The 22,263-nt window shown below is 67.5% G+C and carries 19 protein-coding genes and 2 pseudogenes; 7 read left to right on the top strand and 14 right to left on the bottom strand.

The genetic code is table 11. The features are described 5' to 3' along the window. Positions 1–100 precede the first annotated feature (100 nt). From ACQGNJ_RS16410 to rsgA, 4 genes are all read right to left on the bottom strand, one after another. Entirely contained in the window at positions 101–2,392 is a 2,292-nt protein-coding gene (locus ACQGNJ_RS16410; protein ID WP_426690320.1) for an NADP-dependent malic enzyme, read from the bottom strand. Between the two features lie 103 nt (positions 2,393–2,495). Continuing rightward, complete coding sequence (locus tag ACQGNJ_RS16415; RefSeq protein WP_426690321.1) at positions 2,496–3,785, bottom strand: peptidase MATCAP family protein; 1,290 nt, start codon at positions 3,783–3,785, stop codon at positions 2,496–2,498. Continuing rightward, positions 3,782–4,270 (bottom strand): hypothetical protein, encoded by a 489-nt coding sequence (locus tag ACQGNJ_RS16420; protein WP_426690322.1) that lies wholly within the window; start codon positions 4,268–4,270, stop codon positions 3,782–3,784. Before ACQGNJ_RS16420 ends, ACQGNJ_RS16415 begins: the two co-directional genes overlap by 4 nt. A gap of 72 nt (positions 4,271–4,342) precedes the next feature. Then, on the bottom strand, positions 4,343–5,398 hold the full coding sequence (rsgA, locus tag ACQGNJ_RS16425; RefSeq protein ID WP_426690323.1) for a ribosome small subunit-dependent GTPase A: 1,056 nt from the start codon (positions 5,396–5,398) through the stop codon (positions 4,343–4,345). 171 nt (positions 5,399–5,569) lie between these two features. Here rsgA and ACQGNJ_RS16430 point away from each other — a divergent pair, with 171 nt between their 5' ends. Next, a complete protein-coding gene (locus tag ACQGNJ_RS16430) occupies positions 5,570–6,811 on the top strand; it encodes an aminotransferase class I/II-fold pyridoxal phosphate-dependent enzyme (protein WP_426690324.1) in 1,242 nt (413 codons plus the stop codon). Between the two features lie 8 nt (positions 6,812–6,819). Further along, positions 6,820–7,410, top strand: a complete 591-nt coding sequence (locus tag ACQGNJ_RS16435; protein ID WP_426690325.1) for an SGNH/GDSL hydrolase family protein — start codon at positions 6,820–6,822, stop codon at positions 7,408–7,410. A gap of 15 nt (positions 7,411–7,425) precedes the next feature. Here ACQGNJ_RS16435 and ACQGNJ_RS16440 read toward each other — a convergent pair whose 3' ends face one another. Next, positions 7,426–8,211: an SDR family NAD(P)-dependent oxidoreductase gene (locus tag ACQGNJ_RS16440; protein WP_426690326.1), complete on the bottom strand. Its 786-nt coding sequence runs from the start codon at positions 8,209–8,211 to the stop codon at positions 7,426–7,428. Beyond that, positions 8,208–8,891 (bottom strand): TetR/AcrR family transcriptional regulator, encoded by a 684-nt coding sequence (locus ACQGNJ_RS16445; protein ID WP_426690327.1) that lies wholly within the window; start codon positions 8,889–8,891, stop codon positions 8,208–8,210. Before ACQGNJ_RS16445 ends, ACQGNJ_RS16440 begins: the two co-directional genes overlap by 4 nt. 115 nt (positions 8,892–9,006) lie before the next feature. Here ACQGNJ_RS16445 and grxD point away from each other — a divergent pair. Then, positions 9,007–9,609 (top strand): annotated as a pseudogene (grxD, locus tag ACQGNJ_RS16450) (Grx4 family monothiol glutaredoxin); the annotation flags it as partial. A 79-nt stretch (positions 9,610–9,688) separates the two neighbouring features. Here grxD and ACQGNJ_RS16455 read toward each other — a convergent pair. Continuing rightward, a complete protein-coding gene (locus ACQGNJ_RS16455; protein WP_426690328.1) occupies positions 9,689–10,480 on the bottom strand; it encodes an AMP nucleosidase in 792 nt (263 codons plus the stop codon). Between the two features lie 193 nt (positions 10,481–10,673). Between ACQGNJ_RS16455 and ACQGNJ_RS16460 the strand changes: the two are divergent. After that, positions 10,674–11,603 (top strand): annotated as a pseudogene (locus ACQGNJ_RS16460) (DegV family protein); the annotation flags it as partial. Positions 11,604–11,612: 9 nt separating this feature from the next. Here the strand turns inward: ACQGNJ_RS16460 and ACQGNJ_RS16465 are convergent. Beyond that, a complete protein-coding gene (locus ACQGNJ_RS16465) occupies positions 11,613–12,395 on the bottom strand; it encodes an SDR family oxidoreductase (RefSeq protein WP_426690329.1) in 783 nt (260 codons plus the stop codon). A gap of 109 nt (positions 12,396–12,504) precedes the next feature. Between ACQGNJ_RS16465 and ACQGNJ_RS16470 the strand changes: the two genes are divergently transcribed. Next, the gene (locus ACQGNJ_RS16470; protein ID WP_426690330.1) at positions 12,505–12,708 is read left to right on the top strand and encodes a hypothetical protein; all 204 of its coding nucleotides are present in this window, start codon (positions 12,505–12,507) and stop codon (positions 12,706–12,708) included. A gap of 16 nt (positions 12,709–12,724) precedes the next feature. Here ACQGNJ_RS16470 and sppA read toward each other — a convergent pair whose 3' ends face one another. Next, on the bottom strand, positions 12,725–14,587 hold the full coding sequence (gene sppA / locus ACQGNJ_RS16475) for a signal peptide peptidase SppA (RefSeq protein ID WP_426690331.1): 1,863 nt from the start codon (positions 14,585–14,587) through the stop codon (positions 12,725–12,727). 51 nt (positions 14,588–14,638) lie between these two features. Continuing rightward, positions 14,639–16,024 carry an MATE family efflux transporter gene (locus ACQGNJ_RS16480; RefSeq protein ID WP_426690332.1) on the bottom strand — a complete coding sequence of 462 codons (1,386 nt, stop codon included), beginning with the start codon at positions 16,022–16,024 and terminating at the stop codon, positions 14,639–14,641. A gap of 106 nt (positions 16,025–16,130) precedes the next feature. Here ACQGNJ_RS16480 and ACQGNJ_RS16485 point away from each other — a divergent pair, with 106 nt between their 5' ends. Both ACQGNJ_RS16485 and ACQGNJ_RS16490 read left to right on the top strand, forming a co-directional pair. After that, positions 16,131–17,339: a DUF3667 domain-containing protein gene (locus ACQGNJ_RS16485; protein ID WP_426690333.1), complete on the top strand. Its 1,209-nt coding sequence runs from the start codon at positions 16,131–16,133 to the stop codon at positions 17,337–17,339. 401 nt (positions 17,340–17,740) lie between these two features. Beyond that, positions 17,741–19,915, top strand: a complete 2,175-nt coding sequence (locus ACQGNJ_RS16490; RefSeq protein ID WP_426690334.1) for a primosomal protein N' — start codon at positions 17,741–17,743, stop codon at positions 19,913–19,915. A gap of 30 nt (positions 19,916–19,945) precedes the next feature. Here the strand turns inward: ACQGNJ_RS16490 and tatC are convergent, their stop codons facing one another. The 4 genes from tatC to ACQGNJ_RS16510 all read right to left on the bottom strand — a co-directional run bounded on the left by tatC (position 19,946) and on the right by ACQGNJ_RS16510 (position 22,144). Next, positions 19,946–20,704, bottom strand: coding sequence for a twin-arginine translocase subunit TatC (tatC, locus tag ACQGNJ_RS16495; protein WP_426690335.1), 759 nt, complete (start codon positions 20,702–20,704; stop codon positions 19,946–19,948). After that, positions 20,691–21,134, bottom strand: a complete 444-nt coding sequence (gene tatB, locus ACQGNJ_RS16500) for a Sec-independent protein translocase protein TatB (RefSeq protein ID WP_426690336.1) — start codon at positions 21,132–21,134, stop codon at positions 20,691–20,693. Before tatB ends, tatC begins: the two co-directional genes overlap by 14 nt. Before the next feature lie 17 nt (positions 21,135–21,151). Continuing rightward, positions 21,152–21,391, bottom strand: coding sequence for a twin-arginine translocase TatA/TatE family subunit (gene tatA / locus ACQGNJ_RS16505; RefSeq protein WP_426690337.1), 240 nt, complete (start codon positions 21,389–21,391; stop codon positions 21,152–21,154). Positions 21,392–21,454: 63 nt separating this feature from the next. Continuing rightward, complete coding sequence (locus ACQGNJ_RS16510) at positions 21,455–22,144, bottom strand: lipid-binding SYLF domain-containing protein (protein ID WP_426690338.1); 690 nt, start codon at positions 22,142–22,144, stop codon at positions 21,455–21,457. Between the last annotated feature and the right edge of the window lie 119 nt (positions 22,145–22,263).

A 22,263-nucleotide genomic window follows, 5' to 3' on the forward strand; every position in this document is an offset into this window, starting at 1 on the left:
CAAGTCTAGCCGCTGGGCCGGGGGCTGGCCAATCCGGATGCCATGCGCGGGCGCACGGCAAAAGCCGCTGCCGGCGCCGCCCATCCGGCGGCGCCGGCGTTCAACCCTGCTGGCGGCTGGCCGCGCGGATCTGCGCCTCGACGCAGGCCACCGCGCTCATGTTGACCACGCGGCGCACGGTGGATTGCGGCATCAGGATGTGCGCCGGCTTGGCCACGCCCATCAGGATCGGCCCGATCACCACGCCGTCGCTGAGCATGCGGGTCATGTTGTAGGCGATGTTGGCGGCGTCCAGGTTCGGGAACACGAACACATTGGCCTTGCCTTCCAGCCGCGAGTTCGGGAACAGCTTCTCGCGCAACGCCGGCGTCAGCGCCACGTCGGCCTGCATCTCGCCCTCCACTTCCAGTCGCGGTGCGCGTGCGCGGATCAGTTCCAGCGCCTTGCGCATCTTCTTCGAGCCACAGGTGTCGCGGCTGCCGAAGTTGCCGCCGGAGAGCAGCGCGATCTTCGGCTGGATGCCGAACAGCTTCAGGCGGATCGCCGCCTGCAGCGTCGCCTCGGCGACCTGTTCCGGGCAGGGATCGTCCTGCACATGGGTGTCGAGGTAGAAGAACGTGCCCTTGTCGGTGGACACCGCGGCCATCGCCGACGGCTCGACCACGCCTTCGTCCAGGCCGATGATGTCGCGGATGTAGCGCAGCTTGCTCTGGTACTGGCCGACCAGGCCGCAGATCATCGCGTCGGCTTCGCCGCGCTCGACCATCAGCGCGGCGATGGCGGTGGGCCGCGAGCGGATTACCGCCTTGGCCATCGACGGGGTCACCCCGCGGCGCTCCATCAAGCGGTGATAGTGCTGCCAGTAGGCATCGAAACGCGGGTCGCTGTTGATGTTGCAGATCTCGATGTCGACGCCCGGCTTGATGCGCAGGCCGGCGCGTTTGATGCGCTTCTCGATCACCTCCGGACGGCCGATCAGGATCGGCTTGCCCAGGCCCTCGTCGACCACCGCCTGCACCGCGCGCAGCACGGTCTCTTCCTCGCCCTCGGCGTAGACCAGCCGACACGGCGCGGACTTGGCCCGTTCGAACACCGGCTTCATCAGCAGGCCGGTGCGGAACACGAAACTGGTCAGGCGATCGTTGTACTCGGCGAAGTCGGCCATCGGCCGCGTCGCCACCCCGGACTCCATCGCCGCCCGCGCCACCGCCGGCGGCAACTGCAACAGCAGGCGCGGATCGAACGGCTGCGGAATCAGGTAGTCCGCACCGAAGCTGGGCGGCTTGCCGCCATAGGCGCGCGCGCTGACGTCGGACGACTCGCGCCGCGCCAGTGCGGCGATCGCCTTGACGCAGGCGATCTTCATCGGCTCGTTGATCACCGTGGCGCCCACGTCCAGCGCGCCGCGGAACAGGTACGGGAAGCACAGCGCGTTGTTGACCTGGTTCGGATAGTCCGAGCGGCCGGTGGCCATGATGCAGTCCGGCCGCACCGCCTTGGCCTCTTCCGGGGTGATCTCCGGATTGGGGTTGGCCAGCGCGAAGATGATCGGCCGCGCGGCCATGGTGGCGACCATTTCGGGTTTCAGGATGCCGCCGGCGGACAGGCCGAGGAACACGTCCGCGCCCTCGACGATCTCGGCCAGCGTGCGCGCCCTGGTGTCGCGCGCGTAGCGCTGCTTGTCCGGATCCAGATCGTCGCGTTCGTTGTGGATCACGCCGTTGCGGTCGAACGCGAGGATGTGCTCCGGCTTCACGCCCAGCGCCACCAGCATGTCGAGGCAGGAAATGCCCGCGGCACCGGCGCCGGTGGTCGCCACGCGGATGTCCTCGATCTTCTTGCCGACCACCACCAGCGCATTGATCAACGCCGCGCCGACAATGATCGAGGTGCCGTGCTGATCGTCATGGAACACCGGGATCTTCATCCGCTCGCGCAGCTTGCGCTCGACGATGAAACACTCCGGCGCCTTGATGTCCTCCAGGTTGATGCCGCCGAAGGTGGGCTCCAGGCTGGCGATGATGTCGACCAGCTTGTCCGGGTCGTTCTCGTCGATCTCGATGTCGAACACGTCGATGCCGGCGAACTTCTGGAACAGCACGCCCTTGCCTTCCATCACCGGCTTGCTCGCCAGCGGCCCGATGTTGCCCAGACCGAGCACCGCGGTGCCGTTGGTGATCACCGCCACCAGGTTCGAGCGCGCGGTGTATTCGGCCGCCGAAGTCGGGTCTTCCACGATCGCATCGCAGGCCGCCGCCACGCCGGGCGAATACGCCAGCGACAGGTCGCGCTGGGTCAGCAGCGGGGTGGTCGGCGTGACCTTGATCTTGCCGGGACGCGGCAACCGGTGATATTCGAGTGCAGCAAGGCGCAGTTCTTCAGGGAGGCTCATGGGATGCGTTTTGTCATGGGAGGAGCGCGGGCCGCGTCAGCAGTCAACGTCCCGTGATCTTAGCACTGGCGCGGCCTGGCCCCGCCCGGAGCGAGGCGCGGGTTCAGACGCCGGCCAGCCAGTCGTCGCCCTGCACCTGGCTCAACTGGATGCCGTTGATGAAGACCGAGAACGCCAGCTTGCCGGCCAGTCCGTGCACATGCTGCATCCACGGCGGCAACCAGCGCGGCGGCAGGATCGCGCCGGATTCGAAATGCGGTTGCAGCGCGATCACGTCGTGCAGGGTCAGCTTGCCCGCAAACAGGTGGCGCAGCAGATCCATCCGTCGTTGCCGCAGTGCCCAGCGAAAGAAGGTGTGCACGGTGAGCAGGCCGGACAGGTAGACGTTGTCCTTGGCGAAGGCCGCGCCACCGCCGGGCGGCACGCCGCGAAACACCCGCTGCGCCGAATGGAAGCTGTCGGCGGTGTTCTGCCCGCACAGGCTGAAATACTTGTAGACCTCGACGAAGTCGGCACCATTGAGCGCCATGTCGATCGCCAGGATGCGCAGGCTGATCCGCTTCAGCCGGGTGATGTCGATGGCGCCGGACATCAGCTCGGCAAATACCGCCAGACCTTCCTGGGTCGCCGTGACCCGCGGCGAGGTGCGTGCCAGCGAGGCCAGCAGCGGCTGCCGGCGACCATTCAACGCCGTCAGCGAATGCACGAAGGCCTCGTGCGCCAGCAACTGGTGGCGGTCGTACTCACTGAAGCAGTCGCCGCCGCGCAGGCGGATGCGGGTCGCGCCGGCAGCCGCCTTGGCGGTCAGTTCGGGATCCACCTCCACACTGATCGTGCCGACGCCGAAGAACGCATCGAGGGTGCTGGTGAGGTCGGCGCGCAGCGTGTCCGCCGGCATGTTCACGCTGCTCTCGTCGGCCAGCAGGTCCGCACCCAGTTCGTCGGACAGCGCGACGAAGTAGCGCGCGGCATCCAGGTTGCTGCGCTGGCAACCCGGGATCAGATCGTCCGGACGTCCATACAAGGCGATCGACGGCGCGGTGACGCCGGCGCTGCCGACCGACTCCAGCATCTCGGCGGCGATCCGCCAGGACTCCGCGGTGCGCCGCAGGTAGTCGCCCAGTGGATCGATGTCGTGCGGATCGGTGCCGCCCGCCGCCGCTTCGATCGTCGCCAGCTCGGCGCGCACCGCGGCCAGGTCCGGCCGCGCGTAGGTCACCTCCGGCAGGATGAAGTTGCCCTTGCTGTAGGCGTCGATCATCCGGCTTTCCAGCGATGCCGACCACGCCACCGTGGGCAGGATGCGGATCCCGCGCACCGCCGCCAGCAGGCGCTGGTCGAGTGCCGCGTAGCGCTCCAGCCCGGGCATCACGGTGGCAGCCGACGTGCTCATCGGGCCACCTGCCTGAGCGCATCCACACGCTTGATCAATTCGGTGGCGACGGGATCGGGCTTGAACAGGCTGAACAAGCCGCGCGGACTGGCGGGCATGAAGCTGAACTCGGTTCCGAGCGGGCTCGCGGTGCGCAGCATCACGGTGATTCGCCGCGGATTGGTCGTGGTGGTGGCGTTGACGTTCATCACGCCAGTCAGCGGTACCCGCCGCTTCTGGGCCCGATTCGCCACCACCAGGCAGTCGCCGTCCAGCCATGCCTCGTCCATCAGGTTGAAGACGAGTCGCCGAAAAACGAAGTATCCGATCACGACCATCAGCGCCGGCATCACCAGGAACACCAGGTCCGGCGGCAGGCCATCGATACGCCCGGGATGGATTCGCGCCCATAGTGAAAGCGCGAAAAACACCGCGATGAATCCGAACCACACCAGCGGGAATACCCGCCTGTGGAACCAGGTGCTGCCGGATGACAGTCGTTGCATGCGCCCCCCTGCGTCAATGAAGGCGATAGTAAGTGTTCTTCGGTGCCGCCAGCGGCCCTGGCCGGCGCTTCTTCAGTCGCGCTCGCGCTGCCCGCGATGACCGTGCGGCCGCTCGATCGGCCGCCCGCCGCGCTGTCGGCGCAGGCGCGCTTCCAGCGTGGCCGCCTGCTCCTCGCGCTCATCGTGCAGCTTGAGGTAGTTGCGCCAGCGCCCTGGCGCCAGCTCGCCGTTGTCCAGCGCCACCTGCACCGCGCAGCCCGGCTCGCTGCCGTGGCTGCAGTCGGCGAAGCGGCATTGCTCGGCCAGCACCTCGATGTCGGCGAACAGGTCGAGGTTTTCCTCGCCGGTGAGCTTGAGTTCGCGCATGCCCGGGGTGTCGATCATGCAGCCGCCGCTGGGCAACTGCAGCAGGGCGCGATGGGTGGTGGTGTGGCGACCGCGGCTGTCGTGGCTGCGCACCTCGGCGGTGGCCATCGTGGCGGTACCGAGCAGGGTGTTGGTCAGGGTGGACTTGCCGGCCCCGGAGGAACCAACCAGTACCGCGCTGTCGCCCGGTTGCAGGTACTGCGCCAGCAACGCCACGCTGGCCGGATCCTTGCCGTTCAACGGATGGATCGGGACGCTGGCCGGCAGTCGTTCACGCAGTGCCGCGATCTGCGCCGCCGCATCGTCGCGGGTGTCCAGCTTGCTGAGCAGCACCACCGGCTGGGCGCCGGAATCCTCGGTCAGCGACAGGTAGCGTTCGATCCGCGCCGGGTTGAAGTCGCCGTCCAGGCCGGTCAGCACCAGCACGTAGTCGATGTTGGTGGCGATCAACTGGCGCTCGTAGCGCTCGCCGGCGGCGGCACGCGACAAGGTGGTACGTCGCGGCAACACCTTGACGATGTGCGGCGGTTTGCCGTCGGCGACCTCGACGAAATCACCGACCACCGGACGCTCGGTCGCGTCGATGCCGCGCTTCAGGTAGTGCCCGTCGGGCTGCGCGCCGAACAGGGTCCCGCCGTCGTGCAGCTCGTAGCCAGCCCGATGCTGGGCAACCACCCGGGCCAGGCGCAAGCCACTGGACGGCAGCGCATCACCACGCCAGCCGATACGGCGCAGGCATTCGATCGTTTCGGCATCGCTCATGGAATTTTCGGTCGGCGGGTACGGGGGGATTATGCCTTGCCCGGGGACCAGCCGACGATGAACAGAAATCCGCCCCGTGCGAGGCTCGCGCTGCACTGCATCACACTGCTAGCATCGAGGCATCGGCGGCGCGACCGCCTGTCATCACCCTGCGACTTAAGGATACCGGCGTTGGTCTCGATCACACCCAGTGCGCACCTGGCGGACGTGCGCTACGAAATCCGCGGCGCGCTGACCCGGCGCGCACGCGAGCTGGAAGCGGCCGGGCTGGACATCATCAAGCTCAATATCGGCAATCCCGGTCGCTACGGTTTCGAGGCGCCGGCGCATCTGCGCGAGGCGATCGCCAGTCACCTGCACGACAGCCAGGCCTATGGCCACGAGCAGGGACTGGAGCTGGCCCGCGAGGCGATCGCCGCGCAGCAACGTGCTCGTGGCGCGCGCGGCGTGGACGCCGAGCGCATCTTCATCGGCAATGGTGTCAGCGAGCTGATCGACCTGTCCCTGCGCGCGCTGCTGCAGGATGGCGACGAGGTGCTGCTGCCCAGTCCGGACTATCCGCTGTGGAGCGCCGCCACCATTCTCAATGGCGGCCAGCCCCGCTATTACCGCTGTCTGGCCCGCAACGGCCACCTGCCCGACCCGGACGAGATCGAGGCGCTGATCACCCCGCGCACCCGCGCGCTGGTGCTGATCAACCCGAACAACCCCACCGGCGTGACCTACCCGCGCGCGATGCTGGAGCGGCTGGTGACGATCGCGGCGCGGCATCGGCTGCTGCTGCTGGCGGACGAGATCTACGACGAGATCCTCTACGACGGCGCCCGTTTCCAGCCGCTGGCCGAGGTGGCCGGCGAGCTGTCCTGCCTCAGTTTCGGCGGCCTGTCCAAGGTGCATCGCGCCTGCGGCTACCGGGTCGGCTGGATGAGCCTTTCCGGCGATCCGGCGCACAGTGCCGCCTACCGCGACGCGCTGCAGTTGCTGGCCGCGTTGCGCCTGTGCGCCAACGTCACGGCGCAGTGGGCGGTGTTGCCGGCCCTGCAGGATGCACCCACGATCGGCGCCCTGACCGCGCCCGGCGGGCGGCTGCATGAAGCTCGACGCGCCGTGCTCGACGGCGTTGCCGCCAGCGAATTCCTGGAACTGGTCACGCCCGACGGTGCGCTCTATGCGTTCCCGCAGGTGCGCGCCGACCGCATTCCGGGCTTTGACGACGAGGCGTTCGCGCTGCGCCTGCTGGAAGAGGAATCCGTGCTGGTGGTTCCCGGCAGCAGCTTCAACGTGCCGCGCAGCCGCCATTTCCGACTGACCCTGCTGCCACCGCCGGCCCAACTGCACGAGGTGTTCGTGCGCATTGAACGGGTGCTGGCAGGCATGGCGCGCGAGCAATCGCCCGCGGTCGCGGTGGCCTAGAGACCACGATGCCAGGCTATCTCGCGCTGGGCGACTCCTACACGATCGGCGAGGCCGTGGCCGCGGACGAGCGCTGGCCGGCATTGCTGGCGAGGCAGCTGGATATCGAAGAACCACAGATCATCGCCGTCACCGGCTGGACCACCGATGAGCTGTCACTGGGCATGGACGCGGCGACGCTGAGCCCGCCCTATGCCCTGGTCAGCCTGCAGATCGGCGTGAACAACCAGTATCGCGGGCGCGCGGCGGCGGAGTACCGGGTGCAATTCACCGGCCTGCTGGCGCGCGCGATCGCCCTGGCCGGGAAGCATGCCGGGCGCGTCATCGTGGTCTCGATTCCCGATTGGGGCGTCACCCGCTTCGCTGGCGAACAGGGTCGCGATGGTTCGACGATTGCGCAGGAGCTGGATGCCTACAACGCGATCGCCCGCAATGCGAGCGAACATGCAGGCGCCCGTTTTGTCGACATCACCGGCATCTCGCGCGCGCATCCGCAACTGCTCGCCGCCGACGGACTGCATCCCGCCGCCGCGCAGCATCGCCTGTGGCTGGAGGCGATTGCTCCGGCGGCCGCGCAGGCCTTGCGCGAACCGGACTGATTCGCGCGCAACGGCTCAGTTGCGCATCAGCCAGCCGGCCACGCGTGACGCAAGGCTGCGCGGGATCAGGCGGATCGAGTGCGCCATCAAGGCGTTGACCCCGCCGGCGATCACCCCGGCGCGGCCGGCCAGCATGGCATCGATGCCGCGCCTGGCTACCGCCGGTGCCTGCATTCGGGTCAGCCGCTGATACCAGGTGGCGCGCTGGCCAGAGACTTCCAGAAAACGGGTTGCGGTGACGCCCGGCGAGACCACGGTGCAATGCACGCCACTGCCGTGCAGTTCCACGTCCAGCGCATGGGAGAACTCCAGCACGTAGCTCTTCGCCGCCGCGTAGGCGGCGTAGCCGGGCGTGGGCTGGAACGCAGCGGTGGAGGCCACCTGCAGTACGCGTCCAAAAGCACGCTCGCGCATGCCGGGCAGGAACAGGCGGGTGAGATGGGTCAGCGCCACCACGTCCACCATCAACATGTTTTCCAGGCGTGCCCAGTCGGCATCGGCAAACGCACCGAACACGCCGAAGCCGGCGTTGTTGACCAGCGCATCGATCGCCACGCCGTCGCTGGCCAGCATCGCCGCAAGCGCGATGCGTGCGTCGGCGGTGGCCAGATCCACCGGGCATACGCGGACCTCGGCACCGCCGGCGCGCAGCTCGCGCGCGAGCAGTTGCATCGGTGCTTCGCTGCGCGCGACCAGCACCAGGTTCCAGCCGCGCCGGGCCAGTTCGTGTGCGAAGGCCACGCCCAGCCCACTGGAAGCGCCGGTCACCAGGGCGGTGCGGCGGACAGCTGTCGTCGTCATGCAGATTGCTCCGGGCGGGTATGCAGGCCACGGATCAGGGCCTGCAGCAGCCGCCGCAATTCGGTGGAAAAGTCGATCACGAAACCGGACAGCTCCGGCGCCGCCTGCAAGGCGGCTCGCAGCGGCGCCGGGGGCGCGGCCATTTGCGCCAGACCGGGAATGATGGCCTGGCACCACAGCAGCAAGCGCTGGCCGGAGCCGGACGGCAGTTGCCATGCCTGCTCCAGGGCGACGCCGCTGCGGCTCATCCGCTGCGCCAGCTGGCGCTTGAAGGCCAGCACCTCGGCCACCGGCACATTGTGCTCCAGCACCGCGTGCAGCACCCCCATCAATTGCAGCAGCAACGGACGCCCGGCCAGATCGCGCAACAACCAGTCGATCCACTGATCCAGGCTGGCGGCCGGCGTCTGCAGCTGCGCATCGAAGGCGTCGAACCAGCTCAGGTAGTGCTCGACCAGCAGCTGCAGGAACAGCGCTTCCCTGGTGGGGAAATACAGATAGCTGGTGCCCTTGGCCACGCCGGCGGCGCTGGCCACGTCGCTCATCGTGATGGTCGCGTATGGCCGCTCCGACAGCAGCCGCAGCGCCGCAGCAAGGATGTCGCAGCGGCGCCGGTCTTTCAGGTCGGCACTGACCGCTCGACGGCGCGGGCCGATGCTCGGGGGAATTTTGATGACCATGGGTCAGTTATAAATGACCGAAGGTCATTACACAAGCCTGATCCGGGTCAAGTCAGCCTGCGACGCAGGCGCGGTATCATGCATGGTCTCCCACCCGATCTTCAGGAATCACGCCATGTCGCTCGATCCCGGCACCCGCGAACGTATCGAAACCCTGCTCAAGGACCACCGCGTGGTGTTGTTCATGAAGGGCAATCGGCAGCAGCCGATGTGCGGCTTTTCTGCCGCCGCCACCAACACGCTGAACGAGCTGCTGCCGGAATATCACACGGTGAACGTGCTGGAAGATGCCGAGATCCGCGAGGGCATCAAGGCCTACGGCGACTGGCCGACGATTCCGCAGTTGTACGTGGAAGGCGAACTGGTCGGCGGCGCCGACATCATTCGCCAGATGTACGGCAGCGGCGAACTGCACCAGCTGTTCGGCGCCACCGCGCCGGATCGTACGCCGCCGGAAATCACCATCACCGACGCTGCCGCCGAGGCGATTCGCCAGGGCACCGCGAACGCGCAGGGCGTGTCGCTGCACCTGGAGATCGGCCCCGACCACAGCGCCGGCTTCCAGCTGGCACCGGCCAGCGAGCATGACATCGTGGCGGTCGCCAACGGGCTGGAAGTGCATTTCGATCCGGCCAGCGCCCAACGCGCCAGGGGCATCGTGATCGACTGGGTGTCCACCGTGCAGGGCGAAGGCCTCAGCCTGAAATTCCCCGACGCGCCGGCGACCTGAGCGCGGCGCGCGCCGACCGGCCCGTATCGGCAAAGGCCTCGCCACCAGGCCTTTGCCGAGCTGCCGATCAGTCGGTCTCGATCTCTTCCTCGAAACGCAGGTGCTTCACGCTGCGGCCATTGCGACGCACCAGCTTGAGCGCCTCGATGCCGACCTTGATGTGCGCCTCGACGAACTTCGCCGTGATGCTGCGGTCGCTTGCCTCGGTTTTCACGCCTTCGGGAATCATCGGCTGATCGGACACCAGCAGCAGGGCGCCGCAGGGAATGCGGTTGGCGAAGCCGGCGGCGAAAATCGTCGCGGTCTCCATGTCCACTGCCATGCAGCGGGTGCGCCGCAGGTACTCCTTGAACGTGTCGTCGTGTTCCCATACGCGCCGGTTGGTGGTGTAGACCGTGCCGGTCCAGTAATCGTGGCCGAGGTCGCGGATCATGGTGGACACCGCGCGCTGCAACTGGAACGCCGGCAGCGCCGGCACTTCCGGCGGCAGGTAGTCGTTGCTGGTGCCTTCGCCGCGGATCGCCGCGATCGGCAGCACCAGGTCGCCCAGCTGGTTCTTCTTCTTGACCCCGCCGCACTTGCCCAGGAACAGCGCTGCCTGCGGCGCGATCGCGCTGAGCAGGTCCATCACGGTGGCCGCGTTGGGGCTGCCCATGCCGAAGTTGATCAGGGTGATGCCGTCGGCGGTGGCGTTGGGCATCGGCCGGTCACGCCCCTGCACCGACACCCCGTGCCACTGGGCGAACAGCTCCACGTAATGGCCGAAGTTGGTCAGCAGGATATGTTCGCCGAATTGCTCAAGCGGGGTGCCGGTATACCGCGGCAGCCAGTTGGAGACGATTTCCTGTTTGCTTTTCATCTAGGTCTTGCCCGAATCAGGTTACCGGCGACGCCACGCCGGCGAGATGCCAGATAGGTGGCGTCATCTTAGGGGTGGGATCAGCAGCGGACCAGCCAATTTGCCGTGCCGTTTGCCCGAAGTCGCGACCGACGCCACAAACACGGCGACCATGTTATGTTTCGGCTGCCTCAACGAGCAGGGGGATGACCTGATGCGGATGGGTTTGGCAATCGATGCGGCCTGCGATCTTTCGCAGGAGTTCCTTCAGAAGCACAACGTCGCGGTGATGCCGATCACGATCAAGGTCGATCGCGAAGTCTTCATGGACGATCGCCGGCCCGAGGAGATCCAGCGGTTCATTGACCGTCGGCTGGGCAACCGCAGTCACTCGGCCGAAACCGAGCCGTGCCCGGTGGAAGAGGTCCAGAAGCTGTTCCTGGAGAAGCTGGTGCTGGAGCAGGACTGCGTGTTCTGCCTGACCATCACCGCCACCCGCAGCCCGATCAACGAGCACGTCAACAAGGCCAGCTTCGGCATCCTCAAGAATTATCGCCAGGTGCGTGAGCAGGCCGGCGTGCCCGGCCCGTTCATGATGCGCGTGGTCGATACCCGCAACATCTTCGCCGGCGCCGCGCCGGCGATCTACGAGGCCAGCCGCCTGATTGCGGCGGATGAAACACCGGCAGCCATTCGCGAACGGCTCACCTACATCGCCAACCACAGCTACGGCTACATGCTGCCGCGCGACCTGTATTACCTGCGCGCACGTGCCAAGAAGAAGAATGACCGCAGCGTCGGCCTGGTCAGCGCGATGCTCGGCTCGGCGCTGGACATCAAGCCGATCCTGCGCTGCTTCCAGGGCGAAACCGGCCCGGTCGGCAAGGTGCGCGGCTTCGAGCAGGGCGCCGAAGCGCTGTTCGACTATGCGGCCAAACGCGTCCGCGCCGGCCTGCTGGTTCCCCTGGTGTGCGCCAGTTATGGCGGCGACCTCGCCGTGCTGGAACACCTGCCCGGCTACCGGGAGTTGCAACAGGCGTGCGAGGAATGCGGCGTGGAGCTGATGGAAGCGCCGATGAGCATCACCGGCATGGTCAACGTGGGCGAAGGCGCGGTGACCGTCGGCTTCGCTGCCGAGGATCACGTCGCCGATTCAGAAACCGTAGTTGAGAAAGCCGCCATCCACCGCCAGCACCTGGCCGGTGATGTAGCTGGCCGCGGGCAGGCACAGGAAGGCGATCGCCGCGGCCACTTCCTCGGGCTCCCCGATGCGGTCCAGCGGCGTGCGATCGAGCACTTCATCGAGATAGTCGGCATCGGCCAGCGCCGGCTCGGAGCGCTGGGTGCGGATGTACCAAGGCGCCACCGCGTTGACCCGGATGCCATCCACCGCCCATTCCGCGGCCAGATTGCGGGTGAGCTGGTGCAGCGCGGCCTTGCTCATGCCATACGGCGACCCGGTGCGCACATGGGTCACCCCGGACACCGAACCGACGTTGACGATCGCCGCATGGGCATGCTGGACCAGCTGCGGATGCGCCAGCCGGCACATCTCGAACGCGCTGAACAGGTTCTGCTCGAAGATTGCGCGGTAGTCGTCCTCGCGATAGTCCAGCGTGGCACCCGGCTGGTTGCCGCCGGCGTTGTTGACCAGCAGCGACAGCGGCGTGCCCAGGTCGGCGATCCAGTCGAACACGGCCAGTCGATCTTCCGCCTCGCTGACGTCCGCGGCGAACGCCATCACCTCGCTGGCGGGGAAGTCATCGGCCAGTTCGACCCTGACCTGCTCCAGATGATCCGCGTCGCGCGCCACCAGCAGCAGGTTGGCGCCCAGGCCGGCCAGCTCGCGCGCGGTGGCGTGGCCGATGCCCTTGCTGGCACCAGTGATCAGGGCGTTGTGGCCTTGCAGATGCCAGGCATCGAGACGGCTGTTCATGCAGCCAGCTTAAAGCGTCACTGGCACGCTGCCAACGCGTTCCTTGCCTGCAGGCCATGGCTGGCGGGACACTGCAGCGCATCCATTGCATACCCGCACGGGAATCACCATGAAGCTGCTGCCGCTCCTGCTCTGTCTTGCCGCCCTCGGCGCGTGTTCGCGAAAACCACCGGAACCGCAGGCGAAACCGGCCGCCGTCAGCACGCCGTTCGACGCGATGCGCGCCGACGAGCAGCGCGCCAAGGACGTGAGCAAGTCGGTCGAGAAGAAATCGGCCGACCAGGACAGGCAGATCGAGGCCGCCGGGCAATAGCGCCCGGCACCTCACCTCACCGCGGACGGCACAGGCAGTCCGCGTAGATGTTCGGGGTTCCGGCGCGGGCGTTGCGCAACAACTGCAGCTCGGGGGCCTTCGCCGGCAGTTGCGCGACCCAGCTCGGCAGGCGCACGCCGAACGATTGCAGCACGTGCACGCCGGCGCTCTGGTTGAGGCCGATCAGGAAGCGCTCGAAGCCACCCTGCGGCGGTTCCACGTAGCGTACCGGATAGCCCTTGCCCAGGTGGGCCAGACTGGCTGCATCGGCGACCGCCGCATCGAGCCCGCCGAGCTGGTCGACCAGCCCGCGCTGCAGCGCCTGCTCGCCGGTCCACACCCTTCCTTGCGCGATCGCGTCGATCGCCTGGTAACTCTTGCCGCGCGCCTTGGCCACGTTGCCGACGAAATCGCGATAACCCTTGTCGATGATCGCCTGGATCACCGTGCCGACCTTCGGATCGAGCGGACGGGTAATGTCGAACGCGCCGGCCATCGGCCCAGTGCCGACGCCATCGCTCTGCACACCCAGCTTCGCCAGCGTGCCAGGCACGGTGTAGTACAGGCCGAAGATGCCGATCGAGCCGGTAATCGTGTTCGGCTCGGCGAAGATGCGGTTGGCATTCATCGAGATCCAGTAGCCGCCACTGGCCGCCACGTCGCCCATGGAAACCACCACCGGAATGCCGGCCGCGCGGGTCAGCTCGATCTCGCGGCGGATCTGTTCGGCGGCATACACTTCGCCGCCGGGCGAGTTGACCCGCAGCACCAACGCCTTGGTCTTGCGATCCTCGCGCGCGCTGCGCACCAGGGCTGCCGTCGAATCGCCACCAATCGAGCCGGGCCCGCGCTTGCCGCCGGCGATCTCGCCCTCGGCCACCACGATCGCCACGCCCGGCGCCAGCAGATCGCCGGTGGCCGACACGGCCGTCGCATAGCGACCGAATGCGACCTGGCGGAAACTGTCGCCCTTGCGGTCGGCCGGTACGCCTTCCTTGCGCATCATCGCGATCAGCTGGGCGCGGGTGGCCAGCCCGTCGACCAGATGCTGGTTCAGCGCCAGCTCGGCGAGGTTGCCAGCGGTGCTGGCGATATGTTCGGGCAGGTTGTCGATGTCGTCGCGCAGCGTTGCCGGGTCCAGCTTGCGCAGCTGCGCCACCTCGGCCAGATAGCCATCCCACAGGCCGCTCATCCAGTAGCTGTCGGCCTGCTTCGCCTCGGCCGAGGCGTGGTTGAGGATGTATGGCTCGGCCGCGCTCTTGAACTCGCCGACGCGGAACAGATGGACGTCCACACCGAGCTTGTCCAGCAGGTCCTTGTAGAACAGCCGGTAGTTGGCCAGCCCGGTGATCATCACCCCGCCCTGCGGATCGATCAGCAGGCGGTCGGCGTGCGCGGCCAGGTAGAACTGCCCCTGATCGAGGTTCACGCCCCAGGCGATCACCGGCTTGCCCGCCGCACGGAAGCGGTCCAGTGCCGCGCCCACCTCGTGCAAGGCAGCGAAACCACCCTGCAGCTGGTCCGGCAGCAGCAGGATGCGGCTGATCCGCTTGTCCTTCGCCGCCGCATCGATCGCACCGACCAGGTCACGCAATTGCACCTGTTTCGGCTCTTCGCCGGACAGCCCGGCCAGTGCGCGCTGCAGCGGATCGATGCTGGATTGCTCGACCAGCTGACCTTGCGGCTTGATCACCAGCACGCTGTCGGCTTGCACCGTGCGGTCCACGTCCGCGCCCAGCACCAGCAGCAGGATGAACAGCAGGCCGAAGAACACCAGGTTGATGATCACCAGCCGGAAGCCGTTGATGACGCGCCCCACGGTGCAGAGAAAGGCCCAGAAGCCATTGCGGCGGAGCGGTGGCGGTGGCGGTGAGGTCATGCGATGGGTATCCGGTGTTGAAGGCAAGCGTGGCGGGTGGGGCGGATATCGTCAGGCGGTCGCCGTGGCCGGCAGCGAGCGACGCCAGCGCTGCTTCCAGGCACTGCGCCAGAAGCGGGTGAACAGCATCACCGCGGCCACCGACAGGCCGGCGATGAGGCCGATCCACATGCCGCGCGCGCCCATGCCGTGGTGGAATGCCAGCCACCAGCCGACCGGCATGCCGACCACCCAGTAGGCGAACAGGGTGATCGCCATCGGCACGCGGGTGTCCTTGAGGCCGCGCAGCGCGCCGTTGGCCGCCACCTGGATGCCGTCGGAAAACTGGAACAGCCCGGCCAGCACGATCAGCTGCGCGGCCAGCGCGATCACCTTCGGATCGTGCGTGTACAGCGTGGCGATGAAATGCGGCAGGCCCAGCATCAGTCCGGCCGAAAGCAGCTGCGTCGCCAGGGTGAGGCCGATCCCGCAGAAACCCGCATAACGCACGCCCTGCTCGTCGCGACGGCCCACCGCGTTGCCAACGCGTACGGTGATGGCCATCGCCAGCCCCAGCGGGATCATGAAGAAGAACGAGGCGATGTTGATCGCGATCTGGTGGCTGGCAATCACCGACTCGCCCAGCGTGGCGATGATCAGCGCGGTGGCCACGAACAGTCCGGCCTCGGCCAGCAGGGTCACCGTCATCGGCAGGCCGATGTGCAGGAGGTGGCCGATCCGGCGCAGGTCCGGCCATTCGAAACGGTCGAACAGTCCCAGCCCGCGGTAATTGCGCCGGAAGATCACATAGATGCCGAACGCCAGCATCTCCAGCCACAGCACGATCGCGGTGGCCACGCCGCAACCGTGCGCGCCCTGCGGCGGAATACCCAGCTTGCCGAACATCAGCACGTAACCCAGCGGGATCAGCAGCACCAACCCGCCCAGGCTGAAGTACATCGACGGCCGGGTCAGCGACAGGCCTTCGGACAGGCCGCGCAGCGCGAAGTAGCAGGTCAACGCCGGCGCGCCCCAGCTGATCGCCAGCAGAAAGCGTTGCACGTCGTGGCGCAGGCTCGGCGCCACCCCGATGAAGTCGATCAGCGGCGCCGCGTGGCGCACCGCGAACCACAGCAGCACGCCCATGCCCAGCGCCATCCACAAGGCCTGGTGGAACACCGCGCCGACCTCGGGCCGGCGCCCGGCGCCATCGAGCTGGGCCACCGAAGGTGGCACCGCCATCATCATGCCGATGCCGCTGACGATCGCCAGCGACCAGATGTTCGCGCCCACCGCCACCGCGCCCAGCACGTGTTCACCGACGTGGCCGGCCAGCACCGTGTCGATCACGTTGCTGCCGATCGCCGCCAGCTGGGCGGCAATCAGCGGCAGCGCGAGGCGCACGGTGGCGCTCACCTCGTGCAGCAGGCGGGTGCGCTCGGGACGGAAGGACTTCATCGACACAGCAGACTCCAGGGCGGCACATTCTACCTGAGCCATTCGTCACGCCCCGCCGCAGGCGGCGCTGTGCGAAGATCGCCCGCTGCACCGGACGGGAACCGCGATGAAGCAGCTGACCAGCCACGAGGGATTGCATTGCGCCAATTGCGGCGCCGCGATGCAGGGCGAGTTCTGCCACGAATGCGGCCAGTCGATCCACAGCGTGCTGCAGCCGATGCACCACATGTTCGAGGAGACCGTCGAAACCGTGCTGCACATCGACGGCCGCATCGTGCACACGCTGCCGCCGCTGCTGCTCAAGCCCGGCTTCCTCACGCTGGAATATTTCAGCGGCCGGCGGGTGCGCTACATCGCCCCGTTCCGGCTGATGTTCGTGCTGTGCCTGCTGGTGTTCTTCGTCTGCCACCTGCGCATCGAGAGCAGCCACATCGAGCTCGGTCCGAACACCGAGGTCAACACGACGGACAATGCGTTCGATGCAGCGACCACCCCGGCCGAGGTGGAACTGGCCCTGCAACAGCAGTTGACCGAGCTGCGGCGGGCGCGCGTGGCGATGGGAGCCATGAGCAGCCTTGCCGCACCCAACCTGGACAAGGCCGAAAGCGCCTTGCGACAACAAGCCACGCAACGGCTGCAGACCCTGGAAAAGACGTCGGCAACCCAGGTGCCTCCCAAGCCGGCAGTGAGCACGCCGTCTGTGACGCCGCCCGCGCTGGACGATCAGACGCCGCACCTTCACACGAAGATCAAGGACAGCTGGCTGACCCGGCCCTCGCACATCGACATCGCGTGGCTGCCTGGATTCGTCAATCATCGGCTTTCCGTTGGCGTCGACCATCTCAAGGCCAACATCCGCGCGCTGAAGTCCCCCGGCGCAAGCCGCCAGGAAGCGACCGACCGGATGCTGGCGAACTTCTTCGGCGTGCTGCCGCCGACCATGTTCGTGATGATTCCGCTGTTCGCCCTGCTGCTCAAGCTGTTCTATGTCTTCCGCCGGCGGCTGTACATGGAACACCTGATCGTGGCGCTGCACAGCCACGCCTGCATGTTCCTCAGCCTGTTGCTGGGGGTGTCGCTTGGCGCCCTGTCCAGCTGGCTGGCGCCACACGCCGCCTGGATCACTCATCCGCTGCACTGGCTGGAATGGGCGCTGGCACTGTGGATACCGGTCTACCTGTTGATCATGCAGAAGCGGATCTACCACCAGGGCTGGCCGATGACCCTGCTGAAATTCTGGTTTATCGGCTGGTGCTACTTCTGGCTGCTGCTGCTGGCGCTGATGATCGCCGCCATGCTCGGGATGGCCCACTGAGGCCGTTTTCCGGCCGCTCCGCCGGGGGTTTTGCACAGCGTCACGGGCCTGTCAAGGCGCGCCGGCCAACTCTGCCAATTATGTGAACCCTGCCCGAACTGCATTTCCACATGATTGATTTTCAAAATGTTTTTTGCGTGGCCAAAACGTCGTCAAGCCGTCATGAAAGGCGCCACCACGCCCTTTGAGGCGCCCCTTCCCCGTTGCATCCACAGACTTATCCACAGACGCTGTGGATAAGCTCAAAACCCTCCCGGGGGCAGTCACTTACCCCAGACTCCTCGATAGTCGGGGAGCAAGTTCGCCCAACTCGGCGCCTGCGGCCCTCGCGCAATTGCAAGCGGCACACGACGAGTTGAACCGACCCCGGCGGTTACACTGGCCCGCCCATGAGATCGCCCATGCCCGCCGTCCTGCGCATCGCCCTGCCGGTGCCCTTGCCCACCCTGTTTGACTATCTGCCGCCCGCTGGCGGCGAAGCATGCGTGGGCAGTCGGGTGCTGGTGCCGTTCGGTCGCGGCAAGCGGGTTGGCGTGGTGGTGGCGATCGAGGCGACGGCAGCCGTCGATGGCAGCCGGCTGAAGCAGGTCACGCGCCTGCTGGACGATGAGGCGCTGCTCGACGCCGAGCTGATGCAGACCCTGGCCTGGGCCGCCGACTACTGGCTCGGCGCGCCGGGCGAGGCCTATGCGAACGCGCTGCCTTTGGCCCTGCGCGAGGCCAGGCCGCTGCCGGCGATCGGCGACGAGTACTGGTCGCTCACCGTGGCCGGACACAGCGCCCACGATGCCGGCAGCCGGCGCGGCGGCAGCAAGGCCTTGCTGGCGCTGCTGGCGGGCGGCGCATTGAGCGCGCAGGAACTGACCGAGCGCCTGCCCGGCTGGCGCGAGGCGGCGCGCCGACTGGCCGCTGCCGAGTTGATCGAGCGCAGCGAACGGCCGCCGCTCGATCATCGCCTGCCGCCGTCGTTGGCACCGCAACTGAACGATGAACAGCGGCAGGCGGTAACCACCGTCGGTGCCAGCCTGGGCAGCTACCAGCCCTACCTGCTCGACGGCGTCACCGGCAGCGGCAAGACCGAGGTCTACCTCGCCCTGATCGAGCAGGTGCTGGCGCAGGGCCGGCAGGCGCTGCTGCTGGTGCCGGAGATCGGACTGGCACCGCAGACCGTGCGACGGCTTCGCGAACGACTGGGCGTGATCGTCGAGGTGCTGCACTCGAACCTGTCCGAAGGCGACCGCGCACGCGCCTGGCTGCGCGCGCGCGCAGGCACGGCGCGGGTGATCCTGGGCACCCGTTCGGCGATCTTCACCCCGCTGCCGCAGGCCGGCCTGATCATCGTCGACGAAGAGCATGACAGCGCCTACAAGCAGCAGGATGGCTTCCGCTACCACGCCCGCGACCTCGCGGTGGTGCGCGCCCGCGCGCTCGGTGTGCCGGTGCTGCTGGGTTCGGGCACGCCGTCGCTGGAATCGCTGGCCAATGCCGAAGCCGGTCGTTACCGCACCCTGCACCTGCGTGCACGGCCGGGCGCCGTGCGCGCTCCGCAGATCCAGATCATCGACATGCGCGCGCAACGGCTGGAACACGGCATGTCGCCTGCGCTGCTGTCCGCGGTGGCCGATACGGTGGCGCGCGGCGAACAGGCGCTGGTGTTCCGCAACCGCCGTGGCTATGCGCCGGTACTGCTGTGCCACGCCTGCGGCTGGCACGCCGATTGTCCCCGCTGCGACCGGCCGCTGACCCTGCATGCCGGGCGACGCCAGCTGATCTGCCATCACTGCGACTATCGCCAGCGCCCGCCGCAAACCTGTCCCACCTGCGCTGCCAGCGAGCTGAAACCGCAAGGCCAGGGCACCGAGCGGCTGGAGGAAGCACTGGTCACGCTGTTTCCGCAGGTCCCGGTATTGCGCGTGGACCGCGAGACTACCCGGCGGCGCGACGCCTTCGAACAATTGCTGGCCACGCTGCAGGACGACCAGCCGGCGATCCTGGTCGGCACCCAGATGCTGGCCAAGGGGCATGACCTGCCCAACCTCACCCTGGTCGCCATCGTCGGTGTCGACGAAGGCCTGCACAGCATCGACTTCCGTGCCGGCGAACGGCTGGCGCAACTGGTGGTGCAGGTGGCCGGCCGCGCCGGTCGCGCGCGCAAGCCCGGCCGCGTGGTGCTGCAGACGCACCAGCCGGAACACCCGCTGCTGCGCAACCTGCTGGCCAAGGGCTACGCGGCAGCGGCGCACGATCTGCTGGCCGAACGCCGGCTGATCCAGTTGCCGCCGTACAGCCACCAGGTCTTGCTGCGCGCCGAAGCGGTTCAGCGCGAGCACGTGGATGCATTTCTCGCCGCCGCGCGCGCGGCGCTGCCCGACGATGACGCGCTGCAGATCGCCGGTCCGATGCCCGCGCCGATGCCGCTGCGCGCCGGCCGCCATCGCGCCCAGCTGCTGCTGGAAGCGGGCAGCCGACGCCTGCTGCACGGCATGCTGCGCTCATGGCAGCTGGCGCTGACCGCGCTGCCGGCCGGGCGCAAGGTACGCTGGTCGCTGGACGTGGACCCGATCGATCTGTATTGACCGGTCTCCATCGACCGGCCGGCGCGCCACTCAGCCTTCGGCCGACCTTGGCGGCACCGGCTTCACCAGCCAGCGCACCGCCAGCACGCCCAGCTCGTAGAGCAGGCACATCGGCACCGCCAGCATGATCATCGAGGTGATGTCCGGCGGGGTGATGAAGGCGGCGACCGCGAACGCACCCACGATCGCGTAACGACGGCCGCTGCGCAGCTTGGCCACGTCGACGATGCCCACCGCGGCAAGCACCACCACCGCCACCGGCACCTCGAAGCACAGCCCGAACGCGAAGAACATCAGCATCACGAAATCGAGGTAGTGGGTGATGTCGGTCATCATCTCCACGCCCTGCGGGGTCACCGCGGTGAGGAAGCGGAACGCCGCCGGCAGCACCAGGAAGTAGGCGAACGCGCAGCCGACGTAGAACAGCACCAGCGCCGCCGCGAGCAAGGGACGGGCCAGCCGCTTCTCGTGCTTGTACAGGCCGGGGCTGACGAAGGCCCACAGCTGGTACAGGATCATCGGCATGCTGATGAACAGTGCCGCGTAAAACGCCAGCTTCAGCGGCGTCACGAACGGACTGGCCACCTCGGTGGCGATCAGGTGCGCGCCCTGTGGCAGGCGCGCCACCAGCGGGGCCGCCAGCTCGGTGTACAGCCGGTTGGCGAACGGCACCAGCGCCAGCAGCACCAGCAGCACCGTGGCGCAGGCCTTGAGCAGGCGCGCGCGCAGCTCCAGCAAGTGCGAAAACAGGCCCTGCTGCAGATCGATCTCGGGTTCAGGCGTTGCCATGCGGCGGCTCCGCAGGGGTCTTCGCCGGAGCAAACAGATCGCCGGTGCGACTGTCTTCGGCCGCTGCAGGAACCTCGCGGTCGCTGGTACGGGCATCGGCGAGGGGCCGCATCACGGCGGGATCTTCCGCATCCACCCGCGTTGCCTCGCCATGCGGCAGCTCGCTGCCGAAGTTGCGCACCTTGTGCACCGCCACGTCCAGTTCCGCCTGCGCCGCCTCGGCACGGGCCGCCGCTTCACGGGCAGTGCGCTTGATTTCCTCGATCTGCAACTCGCGCTCCACTTCGGCGCGCACGTTGTCCCAGCCGCTGCGCATGCGGCGGACCAGGGCGCCGGCGGTGCGCGCGGCGCCCGGCAGCTTTTCCGGGCCGAGCACGATCAGCGCGATGAGCGCGAGCAGCACCAGCTTGCCGAAGCTGATCTCGATCATCGCCGCGACCTGCCTGCTTACTTCGGATCGCTGGAGTCGCGCTGACTCTGCGTGGCGTGGTCAGCGGGCGGTGCGGGTGGATCGGCGCGCAGGCGCTCGGCGTCTTCCTTGCGCCTGGCTTCGTCGTCGTCGCCACTGAGGCCTTTCTTGAAATCACGCATGGCACTGCCCAGGTCCGAGCCGATGTTGCGCAGTTTGCCGGTGCCAAAGATCACTACAACCACGACCAGCAGGATGATCAGATGCCAGATGCTCATGTGTTACCTCAGGAACGGATCGAACCGGAGTACCGGCAGCCTCGCGCTGCCGGCACTTCCGCATCAGCGTGAAGTGTACTCTTCGAGGCGGTCGCGGAAGTCCACCACCGGCGTCGGCACGTTGCTGACGCCGCCTTCGAAGATGCGACGCGGGGTGATGCCTGCGCCGTACACCGCCGCATTCGCATCATAGTCGATGCGCAGCGCCGAACCGTCCAGCGCGACACCGGCGAACAGTCCGCGCGTGCGCGAGTACGAGTAAATCTCCGCTTTCAGTTGCGCGTCGGTGGCCGCGGTGGCGGTGCGCCCGACCGGACCGGCGGCGGCCGAAGCATCGGCGCCGAGGGTGAACTTGCCGTTGACGATCGAATCCACGCCGCGCTGGGTGCGGAACACCAGGATCACGTCGGTGGAGGACACGCCGGCCTGGAAACCGATGCTGCCGCCGGTCATGGTGATGAAGCTGGGATTGGACCAGGTGCCATCGGCGCCCTTCACCGAAATCAGTCCTTCGCCGCGGCGGCCGCCGAAGATGAAACCGGCCTTGATCATGTCGGGGATCACCGCGATGGCGCGGGCGTCGCGCAGCAAATCCTGCGGAATCGCCTTGTCCGGCGCCTGCATGATGTCGTTCAGTACCCGCACGGCATTGCTGGCGCGCACCAGCGGCGGGTCCTCGGCGTGCACGGTCATGGCCGGCAGCAGGAGCGCCAGGCCGATCAGCAGCATTCGTTGCAAGGGGGTCTTCAACATGGGCAGCTCCACTCGATGCTGGGGTGCGTCCGGACCGGACACGGGGGAAAGTTGGGATCCGGGCCTGGTGCAACGCGATGCGCCAGGCTTGTGGCAGACTCACTGATCGACTTCGCACG

Source organism: Rhodanobacter ginsengiterrae, from assembly GCF_050026815.1.
Classification (GTDB): domain Bacteria; phylum Pseudomonadota; class Gammaproteobacteria; order Xanthomonadales; family Rhodanobacteraceae; genus Rhodanobacter; species Rhodanobacter ginsengiterrae.